The sequence below is a fragment of the Flavobacterium sp. HJJ genome, assembly GCF_015351475.1.
In the GTDB taxonomy this organism is placed as follows: Bacteria; Bacteroidota; Bacteroidia; order Flavobacteriales; family Flavobacteriaceae; genus Flavobacterium; species Flavobacterium marginilacus.
Genome location: NZ_JADKPR010000002.1, coordinates 96679 through 110419 on the forward strand (window position 1 = coordinate 96679; position 13741 = coordinate 110419).

A 13741-nucleotide genomic window follows, 5' to 3' on the forward strand; every position below is an offset into this window, starting at 1 on the left:
AGTTTAATCTTTGGATTTATTTATATAGTGAATACGCAGTATCTTATCACAAATTCCAGAAAAAATTTTGCAGGATAAAATTTTGTTTCGTTTTTGGAAGATTAAGTAGATTACACAATATGGATTTATAAGCAATAATTGAATTCTAAAATAGACTTTTTTCACAACATCATAGATAAATTTCACAATCAAATTAAATAGTATTTCATTTTTTTTAAATTAAAAAACAAATTATTATGAGCGAAACAATTACAAAAAAGGCAAACATTATTAACTCTCCGGGGACTCAATTAAGTATTGAATCTTTTTTTCCTTGTGATGGGAATATATGTTTTTTAAACAATAGAGGTAAAAATCCACTTCCGCCTCTTGTTCAAGCAAACTTCGTTGCAAACGATAACGATATATCAGTTTCTGTTGTTATTTTTATTGAGTCTACTATTACTATAACAGAAAACGATCTTAACGTTACTTGGGATAATAATGTTTTAAGACCAGCATTTTACATTTCTTACAATGATACTAATAGTCCATCGACGACTTTTAATGGCTATCAAGTTAGTTTTACCTTAACGAGCGCACATTTATTAGGGATGAAGCCAGAAATAATAAAAGTGTTTCTATGGGATTCAGATCCAGAAACGTCAAGAGGTACTGAAACGTCTGTACAAACCGGTGTGTAAGAAATAAGTTGAAATAAAAAACAGAGCTTTATTTAAGTTCTGTTTTTTATTTTAACTAAATTGCTAGCTAAAATTAGCAAATGAAAGTTTTTTATAGAATATTAATATTTTGTTTTTTATTTTTTTCTCAATTATTTTTTTCTCAAAAAAGCTATAGCACTTTTGAAAAAGAAATTATAATAAAAAGTAGAAAATTCATTAGTGAGCCTAATTTTAATAAAGCACGATCTTTTTTTTTACAAAAAGAATGGGACTCTACTTTAGTTTACTCAATGAAACAATTAAGTACTGGAAATAAAAATAAAGAGATTGAGAATTTCTGTCATTTTTTTAGAGGATTCAGTTTTAAAGAAAAAAAAATTTTTATTGAGAGTAAAAAAGAATTTACTTTAATTTCTAAATATTTTGAATTTTATAACCATATCAAAATGTTTCTTGGTGATATTTCATTAGAACAAAAAGAATTTCAAAAAGCAATTAATTATTTCAAAGAGATTGAACTTGTAAAAGATAATAATCTTCTAGGTATAGAGAAAAGTAGCGTTAAGTATAATTTAGGAATTTGCTATATGCATCTTGAGGAGTTTGATAAGGCTGAATTTTATTTGCTCAAAAGTATCAAATTATATGAACAACAAAGAGATTCTTTATTGCTCGTCAATGCTTATGGAGATGTTGCTAATTTATATTATCTTCAATACAAAGACAATCTCGCCATTCCCTATTTTGAGAAAGCCTATGCTTTATCTAAAAAAATCAAAAATTTCGATTTAAAAAGAAGAGCAGCTCGCAATATGTCTGCTGTTGAGAAAAACCGTAATAATTTTGCAAAAGCATTAAAGTATAGAGAAGAATCCGATCAATGGAAAGATTCTTTGAACAATCAAAATAAAATATGGGAAGTTGCGGAGTTAGAAAAGAAATTTGCAGTTAAACAAAAACAAAAAGAAGTGAGCTTGTTACAAGCAGAAAACAAAATAAAAGTTACCGAGAGAAATGGGCTTTTTTATTCTGCTATTGTTTTGTTGTTATTACTTGGAGTATCTGTCTATTTTTATAAAGAAAAAATAAAAACCAACAAAATCATCTTAGCTCAAAAAGAAACCCTAGATGAGTTGAATGCCACAAAAGACAGGCTTTTTTCTATAGTAAGTCATGATTTGCGTTCCTCGGTACATGCTATGAAAACCAGTAATGCCAGGTTATTAGAAAAAGTAGCCACAAAAGATCTGGAAGAAATTGATACCATATTGCATCAAAATAGTGGTATTGCAAACAGTACTTACAATTTATTAGATAACCTTTTGCACTGGGCATTATTGCAAACAAAACAGGCTTATTTTGAAATCACTTCTTTGCGTTTATTTTTTATAGTAGAGCAAGTGGCATACAATTATCAGCCTTTGATGGCAGAGAAAAATATTCTTTTTGAAAATACAATCTCCAAAAAAGATTTCGTTCTTGCCGATCAGGAATCGCTAAAATTACTGCTGCGAAATTTTTTTGACAATGCTATTAAATTTTCAAATGAAAATGGATTTATAAAAATTTATACTCAAAACGATAGTGATACCTATTGCGATTTAATTATTGAAGACAATGGTATTGGCATGAGTGGCGATACTATTGCAAATCTTCTTAAAGACAGTACATTGTTATCTAAAAAACAAAATGAAAAGAGCATAGGTACAGGTCTAGGCTTACAGTTGTGTAAGTCAATGATTAAAAAGAATAACGGAAAATTAGATATAAAAAGCGAGTTAGGAAAAGGAACAAAATTCATTGTATCTTTGCTTAAAACGCCGCCTCATGAACAAAATTAACCTGCTGATTGTTGAAGATACTCCATCAGAAAGTGATGCCCTTATTAAAGTACTTGAAGCCAATAACTATAATGTAGTTGGTGTAGCTGCAAATCATAAAGATGCTTTAGCTCTTTTTTGCAGCAACAAAATAGACATCGCTATTGTAGATATTTTTCTAAATGGTTCTCCAGAAGGTATTGCATTTGCCGAAACCATAAATGTATTGCCCAATGCTCCAAAACCTTTGGTTTTTTTAACAAGTTCTACTGACATGCATATTTTTGAAAGAGCAAAACTTACCAAGCCTTTCAGTTATCTGATGAAACCATTTAATGAGCTAGAACTTTTATTCGCTCTTGAACTTGCCGTCGAAAAATTTTATGGACAAAAAGATGTTTTTCTGAGTGATGAAGAAAATACCGTTATTAGTGAAGAATTTTTATTCATTAAAAAAGGGAAATCACTCAAAAAAGTGCATCTGCAGGATATTATTTATATTGAGGTAGAAGAAAAATATTGCAATATAGTTACTGAAAAAGAAAAGTTTTTAATTCTAATTTCATTAACTAAAATACTAGAGTTGCTTGATGCAAAACTTTTTTATAGAACACATAGAAATTATATTGTAAACATTCAAAAAATAACAGAAATTATTCCTATAGACAATCTTATTTTTTTGATTGGGGGACACAAGGTAACTCTCAGCGAGAAATATAAAGATATTTTAAAGAGAGTCCGTACTCTAAGATAATATACTTCAAAAACGATCTTAAAGGAGAGCTATTTTTTGATCCATGTAAAATCTTAAATTTATTGGTTCAGATTTGTAAAGAAAGACTTAAAAGACAATTACTGTTTTTTAAGTCTTTTTTTTGTGCTAATTTTTTACACTTTCGTGGATAAGAAGGCTTTGCTTGTTCCATTTTTATAATTAAAAAAGTGGAGTCGTATTAGTTTTACATATGAAATAAAAAGCTAGCTAGATTTTTTCTAATTTTTTTCAGCTTAATGATTCAAAAGCATAAACCCGACTGTGCTAACAGTATTTTTAGAATGACTTGTTGAAATATATTAATGCGAAAATAAATGTAAACAGTGGAGTTCAGAAACCACTATAAAAACGGGGCGGTACCTGAAAAGCCTTATGAGTAGGGATAAATAAATAAATTTTAGAAATCATGGAACAATCAAGATTTAATTTAGTTAAAGGGTCTCGACAAAGAGTAGATATAATGTTTTTGGCTGATGCGACAGGCAGTATGGCAAATTGTATAGCTAAAGTACAAAAGAACATTATTGAAGCATGGAATGTGTTTTCAAAATCAACAAATTGGGACGTTCAACTAGGAGTTGCTTTTTATAGAGATAACGGTGATGCTGTGCCATTTAAAGTCTTACAAAAGATTACTGGCAATCAGAAACTTATTCAAGATGCAGTAAATGCGCTGATTCCTATGGGAGGAGGAGACATACCTGAAGGACAAATGGGAGCGTTAACTCAGATAGGAATTTTGAGTAATACTGGTTGGCGTCCTGGCGCAACTAGGATAGTAGCTTGGTTTGGGGATGTCTATGGTCATAATCCTGACAAGATTAATGGAGTAACTTATACTCAAGTTGGAGCAATTGCCTCACTTGTAGAACGTAATATAAACGTATGCGCCTTTAGTATGGCTCCTTATAATCAATTGGATTCTACAGGTCAGGCAACAGCTATTACAACAGCCTGTGATGGAGAATCACATGTGATGTTAAATGTTGCTACCCAAGGAGTTGTTACAACAATTTTTAATTATATAAAAGGTGTTGAAGTATAATAATTTTTAGAATAAAAGAAAACACCTTAGATACCATTTTTTCAATTTTATGTTACTATAAAAAACTAAGGTGTCATCTTGTTCCAAAACTGCACTTCCTTATGAATAAAAAAGGCTTCCTTATTTTTTTTTAAAATACAGTAATTCGGTGGTTTTGTTAAAGAAATAAAAGCTAGCTAGATTTATTTTTAATTTTTTTCCAATTAATTATTCAAAAGCATAAACCCGACTGTGCTATCAGTATTTTTTAAATGACTTGTTGAAATATATTAATGCGAAAATAAATGTAAACAGTGGAGTTCAGAAACCACTATAAAAACGGGGCGAATCCAGAAAAGCCTTATGAGTAGGGATAAAAAATTAAATTATAGAAATTATGTCTGATTTAAATACATACAATTATACAATAAATTTAACACCATATTGGACAAATAATCCCAATACAGTTTTGAATATTACATATTATACTACTTCTGGATATGCTTACAGTGCAACAATTACAGGGCCTGGTATTAATACACCTATTTCTTTTCCTAATAATAATTTTGGATTTAATAGTATTGTAATCCCAGCTTCAGTATATGCACCAGGAATTACACTACAATATGCTATATCAATTCAAACTAACTCTAGTAGTTTGGATGGTCAAGTACAAAATAGTATGGAAATTGGGACTAAATCAAATGGTGATGCTATAACATATCAAGGATTTTTATTTTCTAATGATGCTGGATCTGATAATGATTGGAATGATTGTGTAATTAGTTTAGCATTATTTAATTCATCAACAGATAATTAATTAGTTTAATGCAAATGCAGTTACGGCATGAGTTTTAAATCCACAATTGCAACGATAATAGTTTTGTTTCAAATTAGTAAACATCTTTTGTTTTTATAAAAAAAGGCTGTCCTTACTTTTCGGACAGCCTCTTTTAGAATGAAATTATTCATTAACTATTAATTGTTCTATGTTTTGACTCTCTTTTGCTTTTCTTTTTCCTCTAAAGAAAAAATATAAATTTAAGAATAGCATAAGTCCAAGATAAATAGAAAAACCACCTATTTTATAACTTAATTTTTCGACTAATTCCTGATAATTGTTTTGATATAACTGAATTTCGAGAATCATTAAAGCAAAACCAATATTGAGCAGATAAAAGCCTGTTTCGAAAAGTTTGTTGGTTGCCTGAGCGATTTCTTCTCTTCCTTTGAAGATATCCAGCATAAATATTTTTCCGTTTTTGAAAAGTGTTTTAGAAACATAATAAGTAAGGAATAAAGCGATTGGTAAATAGACAGCGTACCCGATTAAGATTTTTGTAGTTTCCATGATAATAAGTATTTAAGTGTTATTTAATTAATTTGTGAATGTATTTGGTTAATATTAAAATGTTTGTGTAATGCAGTACCGAAATAATAAAAATGATGACTGCGGTTTTGGTGCCGATGGTTTCTATCAATTGGGGTGAAGAAGTTATTTTTTGCCAGGAAATTAGGGTCATGGCGCAGTAACCAATATTTAAAAGATAATATCCCAAGAGTAATACCTGATTGATTTTTTGGCAGATGTCTGCGTGGTTTGGAATTAATTCTGCCACATAAATATTTCCGTTTTTGTAGCATATTTTTCCAACTTTCAGGATAATGAAAATCGTAATGCTGAGGTAAATTAAATACCCGATAATGTTGAAATTCATAATTATTTATTTTTAAATTTTTAAACTTTCAGAAAAAAATGAAACTTAGTGGTAAATTTTTTTACTGCTATTTAATTCGTTTTTATTGTTTTTTATTTGTCCCATTGAATAACCAGTAGAAATTTAATCTAATTATCAAATATTTAGTGTTGGCTATTTCATAATTTTTAAAACCAATTTACCTAACCAGTTTTCGTTGAATTCTGTCATTTTGTCTAAGACATTATCAGCTTTTAAAACAAAATCATACAATTTAGTAGTTTGGTCAACAAAGTGTTTTTCTTCGGCTGAATCTTTTGCTTCAATTGTCGAAACCTCTTTTAGGATTTTAAGCGCAGGTTTGATTTCTCTCCTGCTTCTTTCTCTCGAAATTTTGGAAGCCAATTCGTCTAAATCTTTTTCAGCAGTAAAAAACTCTTTTCTTTCGCCGGCTTTGTATTCTTTGTAGACAATTCCCCAGTCCATTAATGCTCTTAGGTTCATGCTGGCGTTACCGCGTGAAATTTGTAATTCTTCCATGATGTCTTCCATAGAAACCGCTTTGTTGGAGACCATTAATAAAGCATGGATCTGCGCCATGGTTTTATTAATTCCCCATTGAGAACCTAATGCTCCCCAGGTTTGTACGAATTTATTTTTTGCCTCTTTGAATTCCATTTTTGGATTTATTTCCTTTTGTTGGAGCAAATGTAAACAAAAGTTTTTAAACTTTCAAAAATAATTGAAAGTTTGTTTTAAAAAAATCATTCCAAAAGTAAAGTAGTAATTATCTTATGCTTGATTTTGTTTCTTTCATAACTGAAATTTTTTGTTCTGCAGCATTTTTTTAATTAATTCTATAAGTCTAGTATAGTTTTGATGTAGAAAATAAAAAGAGAAGGATTTTATTTGTTTGTTATTGATTATCAAATGAATATAAGGTGTTTTTTTTCTGATTTAAAACAAAGTTTATTGATTTAATTAAAAATACAATTAAAAAAGTGGAGCAGATCCCACTTAAAAAAACGAGGCGGTTCTGAAAAGCCTAACGAGTAAGATAAAAATAAAATTTAGAAATCATGGCAGATTTATTAGCAGGTGCTTATTTAGCAAAAGGGACAATTGGAAATGTTGGAACACCAGGTGCTCCAATCGCAACATTTAGTTTAGTGGTGGTACCATCACAGCATACCGTAACAGGTACAGTAATAATTACTCAGGCAGTAAGCGGTCCTGACAGCCACATTGTTGTTCAGGTAAAAGGAAAAATATATGCAGCCGGATTAGGAAAATATACACAATTAGTTAGTCTGCAAGGGCAGTATGTGCATTCAGTTCCTCCTCCGGCAATTGGTTCTTTCTTGGCTGAGTTCAATGCTCATTTAGCTATTGATAATGCGTGGAATGGAGTTGGAGGTTTCTCATACTGGAGACACACTATTGAAAACGTACCGGTTAAAGCAGTAAATACCTTAAAAGAGCAAGCAGTTTAAGATAATTTTTTACTGACTAATTTAAAAAGATTGCCTAATTCAGGTAATCTTTTTTGTTTTAACAATAAATAAAAACCGAAGCGTTTCTGCCTCGGTTTTTATAAATGTTTAAAAAGTTTAATAATTTAGAAATCTATAAAAGACCTGCTCTTTTCAGCAAAGCATCCGGTTTTGGTTCCTGTCCTCTAAAGCGTTTGTATAAAATCATTGGATGTTCGGTTCCGCCTTTTGAAAGGACATTTTCTTTGAATTTATCAGCCACTTCTTTGTTGAAAATTCCTTTCTCCTGAAAATATTCGAATGCGTCTGCGTCAAGAACTTCGGCCCATTTGTAACTGTAATAGCCAGAAGAATAACCTCCTTGGAAAATATGTGAAAAGGCTGTGCTGATTGCATTTTCCTTTACATCTGGATACAATTGCGTAGAGGCAAAATATTCTGTCTCAAAGGCTTTTATATCGGTAATGTTGGTTGGATCTTGCCCGTGCCAGCCCATATCCAGTAATCCAAAACTCAGTTGGCGCATCGTTGCCATTCCTTCCTGGAAACTAGCACTCTCCTTGATTTTTTCTACATATTCCTGTGGAATAACTTCCCCGGTTTCATAATGGTGTGCAAACAGAGCCAAAGCTTCTGGTTCATAGCACCAGTTTTCCATAATCTGGCTTGGCAGTTCCACAAAGTCCCAATATACCGATGTCCCCGAAAGATTTGGATAAACAGTATCGGCCAGCATTCCGTGTAAGCCATGACCAAATTCGTGGAATAGGGTTGTTACTTCATTAAATGTCAATAACGACGGTTTGGTTTCGGTAGGTTTTGTAAAGTTGCAGACATTTGAAATGTGCGGTCTTTCGTTTACGCCGTCTTTGATGTATTGTGATTTGAACGAAGTCATCCAAGCACCGTTTCGCTTTCCTTTTCTTGGAAAGAAATCAGCGTAGAAAAGCGCAACCAATTCATTGTTTTTGTCTTTTACTTCATAGGTAGTAACTTCTTCGTGGTATTTGTCGATGTCAAAAATTTCAGTAAAAGTCAAACCAAACAATTTTCCTGCTATGGTAAAAGCACCGTTCAGCACTTTTTCCAATTGGAAATAGGGTTTCAGTTTCTCGTCATCTAAATTAAATAACTGCTGTTTCAGTTTTTCCGAATAGTAAGTGCCGTCCCATTTTTCAAGCTGTTCTATACCGTCCAGTTCTTTTGCGAAAGCTGATAATTGTTCAAATTCTTTTTGGGCAGCAGGCTTGGCTTTTGCTAATAAATCATTTAAAAACGATTTTACTTTCTCCGGACTTTCGGCCATGCGTTCTTCTAGAACAAAATTTGCGTGGGTTTTGTATCCTAAAAGATTAGCTCTTTCAAAGCGCAGTTTAGCAATTTTTAAAACGATTTCCTGATTGTCGAATTCGTTATTCTGAAAACATCTTGCTCCAAAAGCAAGAGCTATTTTTTTACGCAGTTCGCGGTTGTCTGCATACGTCACAAAAGGCAGGTAACTAGGGTGGTCCAAAGTGAAAATCCAGCCTTCTTTTTCTTGGGCTTTCGCCAATGAACGAGCCGCTTCGATAGTTCCTTCTGGTAAGCCGGCTAAATCATTTTCGTCAGTAAGATGCAGTTCGAAAGCATTGGTTTCGGCCAAAGCATTTTCGCCAAACTGTAAACTCAATTTGGACAATTCTTTGTCGATTTCCCTTAACTGATTTTTCTTTTCTTCCGGCAGATTAGCTCCGTTTCTGGAAAAGCTTTTGTATTGTTTGTCAAGAAGTGTTGTTTGTTCTGGATTTAAATTCAAAGATTCTCTTTGATCGTAAACTGTTTTTACTTTGGCAAATAAAGCAGTATTCAAGCGGATATCATTTCCAAATTCAGATAATAACGGCGAAACTTCCTGAGCAATTTTTTGCATTTCGTCACTCGTTTCTGCCGAATTTAAGTTGAAAAAGATATTTGAAATCCGGTCCAAAGTATCGCCGCTAAATGACAAAGCTTCAATAGTGTTTTGAAAAGTCGGGTTTTCTGCATTGTTAATTATTGCATCAATTTCGGCTTTGGCCATATCAATTGCTTCCTGAAATGCAGGAAGATAATCTTCGTTTTTTATTTGTGAAAATGGCGCTGTATCTAGCCTGGTGTCAAATTTATTGAGTAGTATATTCATAATTATAAGATCTGTTTTGTTCCAAATATTAGGAGTTTATTTTTTTGTCTGAAATTGAAAAAAAATAAACTTCATTAAAATTTAAAAGTAAAATGTATTTAATCGATATTTTGTGTATTTTTGTCGAATAATTAATTTCTTTAATAGAATTAATACTGTCAAAAAAACAAACTCTTTTTGTCCCTAACCTAAAAGAAAAAAGTATTGAAAATGCTAAATTTCCCCGAGTTTAGAATTTTGCAATATCAAAAAAAAGCTCCGTATTTTAGGAGCTTTTTTTTATTTATTCAAGTTTTCCGAAGATTGATAAACGGCTTTTTTCAGTCCTTCTTTGTAGGCGATGATTTTGTCTAAAACAGTTTTATCGGCACTTCCTATAATTTGTGCAGCAAGGATTCCGGCATTTTTTGCTCCGTTTAAAGCAACAGTTGCTACTGGTACACCGCCAGGCATTTGTAAAATAGATAAAACACTGTCCCAGCCATCAATAGAATTGCTTGATTTTACAGGAACTCCAATTACAGGAAGCGGTGACATCGAAGCTACCATTCCAGGTAAATGCGCTGCGCCTCCAGCTCCAGCAATAATTGCCGAAATTCCGCGATTGTGTGCGTTCATACTGAAATCAAACAGTTTTTCGGGTGTTCTGTGTGCCGAAACGATGTCGACTTCGGTTTCTATGTTAAAACTTTTTAAAATATCTATGGCATCCTGCATTACCGGCATATCCGAAATGCTTCCCATTATTACAGCTACTTTGCTCATTTGTTTTTTTATTTAAAGATTAAATGATTGAAAAATCTAAAAAATACTGCATCCATCTTTAAATTTTTCAATCTTTAAATTTTTTAATTATCTGGATATCACTCTAATCGTATTCTTAACATCGGCTGCGATGCGTCTTGCTTCGGCCATATCTTCATTGACAATGGTTACGTGTCCCATTTTGCGGAAAGGGCGGGTTTGTTTTTTGCCGTAAATGTGCGGGGTAACGCCGTTCCAGCCCAAAATAGTTTCGATGTTTTCATAAATCACGTCGCCAGAAAAACCTTCGGCACCGACTAAGTTTACCATAATTCCGGCAGCTTTACTGTCTGTGTTTCCAAGAGGTAAATCAAGAATAGCGCGCAGATGATTTTCAAACTGCGAAGTATAGCTAGCCTCGATTGAGTAATGTCCTGAGTTGTGCGGACGCGGTGCTACTTCGTTTACCAGAATTTCATCATCTTTGGTTTGGAACATTTCAACTGCCAAAAGGCCAACATGATTAAATTGCTGCGATACATTCAATGCAATCGCTCTTGCTTTTTCGGCAACTTTATCATCAATCCTGGCTGGGCAGATCACATATTCTACCTGATTGGCTTCTGGATGAAATTCCATTTCTACAACTGGGTAGGTTTTGATTTCGCCGGAAGGACTTTGGCAGACAATTACAGCTAATTCATTTTTGAAAGGCACCATTGTTTCAGCAATGCATTCTACATTTGGTAAATTTTCTAAATCAGCTGTCTGCCGAATGATTTTTACGCCGTTTCCGTCATATCCAAATTCAGTACATTTCCATACAAAAGGAAGCTGAATATTTGCTTCTACTAAATCAACTACTAAGTTTTTTAGAGTAGAATAACGCTTGAAAGGAGCTGTCGGGATATTATTTTTGATATAAAAATCCTTTTGGATTCCTTTATTTTGTATGAGTTTTAGCGTTTTTGGAGAAGGATATACTTTTTTGCCTTCATTTTCCAGCTTTTCAAGCGCCTCAAGATTTACCAGCTCAATTTCAAAGGTCAAAACATCTACTTGTTTTCCAAAATTGTAAACAGTTTCAAAATCCATCAAATCGCCTTGTACAAAATGGTTACAGGCAATTTTACTTGGAGCTTCGTCACTTGGGTCTAAAACGTAAGTTTGAATATCAAATTTTCGGGTGTCAGACAGCAGCATTTTGCCAAGCTGTCCGCCGCCTAAGATTCCTAATTTAAAATCAGAAGAAAAATAGTTCATTGTGATTGTATTTACATTGTCTGCTCAGCACATTGCCAGCAACTGCAAAGATACTTTTTCCTAATCGAATAGGAAAATGCTATTTTATTTTCTTCAAAACTTCTTTGGCAACGGCTTTATAAGCGGCACTGTGATTTGGAAAATCTTTTGTGGCAATAGTTTTCAATTCGGGATGAATCCAGTCATAATGCTGTCCTAATAGGTAAAAAGTTCTCATTGAATAAGCTTTGGACGCTACTTTGGTATCGTTAATCAGCCAGTCAAAAGAACTTTCGATGATTGCTTCCAGATGCTTTTCAGAAAGCTGTATTTCACTTTTTTTATAATGAGAATGAATCAGCAGCTGACAGATTTTGGCAACGGGGCGAATGGCGCTTTCATCTTTCAGGTTTTTGATATTGGAACAAAAATAATCCAGATGATTTTCAATCCATTCCAGTTTTTGGTAACAGACAAATTCCAAAATCCAGCAGGCTTTGGCCGAATTTTTATTTGAAACCTGAAAACACAGCCGAATTAATTCAGGGAAAAGTTCTGGATTATACAGTACTTCATCAGCATATTTTTGTCGGTTTTCTCTATGTCCTGTTATATAATCTAAATTTTTCTGGAATTCGCTGACCATCATTTCTGTTTTTGATTTAAAAGTACAAATCAATTGACAATTGTCAAAAGTGAAATCCCTATCTTTGCCAAATATTTTAAAATATAAAACTGTGATACAACTACACGATAAACAATTTGTTCCGTTTATTTCTGCCAAAGAGATAAACTTTGCTATCGAAAAAATGGCAGCACAGATAGAAGACGATTTTTTTGATGAAACGCCGATTTTTATTGGAGTACTGAATGGTTCTTTTATGGTAGTTTCTGATTTTTTAAAATTATACAAAAAACCGTGCGAAGTTTCTTTTATCAAATTAGCTTCTTATGAGGGGACATCCTCTACCGATTCTGTTAAGCAGTTAATAGGGCTGAATCAGGACTTAACAGGCCGTACCGTAATTGTTATAGAAGATATTATCGACACAGGAAATACATTAGAGGAACTGAAAAAATTGTTCAAAAGCCAGAATGTAAAACATTTTAAAATAGCAACACTTTTTTTCAAACCGGATGCTTTCAAAAAAGATCTGAAAATTGATTATATTGGAATCCGGATTCCAAATAAATTCATCGTAGGTTTTGGATTGGATTACGATGGATTGGGCAGAAATCTGCCAGAAGTGTATCAGTTAAAAGAGTAACCAAAAAACTAAAAATAGTAAAAACCACATATAAAAAAGGAATGATTAATATAATTTTATTTGGAAAGCCGGGAGCAGGAAAAGGAACTCAGGCAGAATTTTTAAAAGAAAAATACAAATTAACACATATTTCAACCGGAGATGTTTTTCGTTACAATCTGAAAAATGATACACCGCTTGGTAAAGAAGCAAGAGTTTTTATGGATGCCGGGGATTTGGTTCCAGATGAATTAACAACCAAAATGCTTATTGATGAGGTGAACAAACACTTGGATTCCAACGGAATTTTATTCGACGGTTATCCAAGAACTATCGCTCAGGCTGAAGCACTGGATGCTTTTTTACCGACAATTGGTTCAAACGTTGCTGCTACAGTAGCTTTGGAAGCTGATGACAATATTTTGGTTGCCAGATTATTGGAAAGAGGAAAAACAAGCGGAAGAGTTGATGATCAGGACGAAGAAAAAATCAGAAACCGTTATCAGGAATATAATGAAAAAACGGCTCCGCTGATAGGATATTATAAGGATCAAAATAAGTTTCATGCAGTAAACGGGATAGGAACTATTCAGGAAATTACTGAAAGACTTACAGCGGTTATCGATAATTTATAGGAGCATTCTCCAGCTGTACATTACAAGTCACAGCTATAAAAAACTAATTTTTCTATGTCATAAAAGGAGAAGTAAGAAGGAATCATCCTGTTTCTCTCTCTTTTGGAGAGGGTCGGGATGAAGATCTGCTCTTTTATAACAGGAAAAATTAGTTTTTTATAGCTATGAGCTTTTCACTTCCATCTGGGCTATTAAAATAAGAATGCATAACAAAAGGATTGCATAAATCCAAAGTATA

At 32.8% G+C, this 13741-nt stretch carries 15 protein-coding genes; 8 read left to right on the top strand and 7 right to left on the bottom strand.

The window, feature by feature from the left end:
• Positions 1–236 precede the first annotated feature (236 nt).
• The 5 genes from IRZ80_RS02115 (at position 237) to IRZ80_RS02135 (ending at position 5104) form a co-directional block, all read left to right on the top strand.
• On the top strand, positions 237–683 hold the full coding sequence (locus IRZ80_RS02115; RefSeq protein ID WP_194639821.1) for a hypothetical protein: 447 nt from the start codon (positions 237–239) through the stop codon (positions 681–683).
• 80 nt (positions 684–763) lie between these two features.
• Entirely contained in the window at positions 764–2506 is a 1743-nt protein-coding gene (locus IRZ80_RS02120) for a tetratricopeptide repeat-containing sensor histidine kinase (RefSeq protein ID WP_194639823.1), read from the top strand.
• Complete coding sequence (locus IRZ80_RS02125; RefSeq protein WP_194639825.1) at positions 2493–3239, top strand: LytR/AlgR family response regulator transcription factor; 747 nt, start codon at positions 2493–2495, stop codon at positions 3237–3239. The genes IRZ80_RS02120 and IRZ80_RS02125 overlap by 14 nt, the downstream gene beginning before the upstream one ends.
• A gap of 427 nt (positions 3240–3666) precedes the next feature.
• Positions 3667–4305 (top strand): VWA domain-containing protein, encoded by a 639-nt coding sequence (locus tag IRZ80_RS02130; protein WP_194639826.1) that lies wholly within the window; start codon positions 3667–3669, stop codon positions 4303–4305.
• Positions 4306–4681: 376 nt separating this feature from the next.
• Complete coding sequence (locus IRZ80_RS02135; protein ID WP_194639828.1) at positions 4682–5104, top strand: hypothetical protein; 423 nt, start codon at positions 4682–4684, stop codon at positions 5102–5104.
• A 144-nt stretch (positions 5105–5248) separates the two neighbouring features.
• Here the strand turns inward: IRZ80_RS02135 and IRZ80_RS02140 are convergent, their stop codons facing one another.
• The 3 genes from IRZ80_RS02140 to IRZ80_RS02150 all read right to left on the bottom strand — a co-directional run bounded on the left by IRZ80_RS02140 (position 5249) and on the right by IRZ80_RS02150 (position 6659).
• The gene (locus IRZ80_RS02140; RefSeq protein WP_194639830.1) at positions 5249–5635 is read right to left on the bottom strand and encodes a hypothetical protein; all 387 of its coding nucleotides are present in this window, start codon (positions 5633–5635) and stop codon (positions 5249–5251) included.
• 19 nt (positions 5636–5654) lie between these two features.
• Positions 5655–6002: a hypothetical protein gene (locus IRZ80_RS02145; RefSeq protein WP_194639832.1), complete on the bottom strand. Its 348-nt coding sequence runs from the start codon at positions 6000–6002 to the stop codon at positions 5655–5657.
• A gap of 153 nt (positions 6003–6155) precedes the next feature.
• Entirely contained in the window at positions 6156–6659 is a 504-nt protein-coding gene (locus IRZ80_RS02150) for a GbsR/MarR family transcriptional regulator (protein WP_194639833.1), read from the bottom strand.
• A gap of 401 nt (positions 6660–7060) precedes the next feature.
• Between IRZ80_RS02150 and IRZ80_RS02155 the strand changes: the two genes are divergently transcribed.
• Entirely contained in the window at positions 7061–7474 is a 414-nt protein-coding gene (locus tag IRZ80_RS02155; protein ID WP_194639835.1) for a DUF1842 domain-containing protein, read from the top strand.
• A gap of 133 nt (positions 7475–7607) precedes the next feature.
• On the opposite strand, the gene IRZ80_RS02160 is transcribed toward IRZ80_RS02155, so the two are convergent.
• The 4 genes from IRZ80_RS02160 to IRZ80_RS02175 all read right to left on the bottom strand — a co-directional run bounded on the left by IRZ80_RS02160 (position 7608) and on the right by IRZ80_RS02175 (position 12270).
• Positions 7608–9635, bottom strand: coding sequence for a M3 family metallopeptidase (locus IRZ80_RS02160; RefSeq protein ID WP_194639837.1), 2028 nt, complete (start codon positions 9633–9635; stop codon positions 7608–7610).
• 279 nt (positions 9636–9914) lie between these two features.
• Positions 9915–10400: a 5-(carboxyamino)imidazole ribonucleotide mutase gene (gene purE, locus IRZ80_RS02165; RefSeq protein ID WP_194639839.1), complete on the bottom strand. Its 486-nt coding sequence runs from the start codon at positions 10398–10400 to the stop codon at positions 9915–9917.
• Positions 10401–10487: 87 nt separating this feature from the next.
• Positions 10488–11642, bottom strand: a complete 1155-nt coding sequence (locus IRZ80_RS02170; protein WP_194639841.1) for a 5-(carboxyamino)imidazole ribonucleotide synthase — start codon at positions 11640–11642, stop codon at positions 10488–10490.
• Positions 11643–11721: 79 nt separating this feature from the next.
• A complete protein-coding gene (locus IRZ80_RS02175; RefSeq protein ID WP_228520774.1) occupies positions 11722–12270 on the bottom strand; it encodes a hypothetical protein in 549 nt (182 codons plus the stop codon).
• A gap of 88 nt (positions 12271–12358) precedes the next feature.
• Between IRZ80_RS02175 and hpt the strand changes: the two genes are divergently transcribed.
• Together hpt and IRZ80_RS02185 are read left to right on the top strand one after the other, a co-directional pair.
• Positions 12359–12889 carry a hypoxanthine phosphoribosyltransferase gene (gene hpt / locus IRZ80_RS02180; protein ID WP_194639843.1) on the top strand — a complete coding sequence of 177 codons (531 nt, stop codon included), beginning with the start codon at positions 12359–12361 and terminating at the stop codon, positions 12887–12889.
• A 41-nt stretch (positions 12890–12930) separates the two neighbouring features.
• Positions 12931–13503, top strand: coding sequence for an adenylate kinase (locus tag IRZ80_RS02185; RefSeq protein ID WP_194639845.1), 573 nt, complete (start codon positions 12931–12933; stop codon positions 13501–13503).
• The last annotated feature ends 238 nt before the right edge of the window (positions 13504–13741 follow it).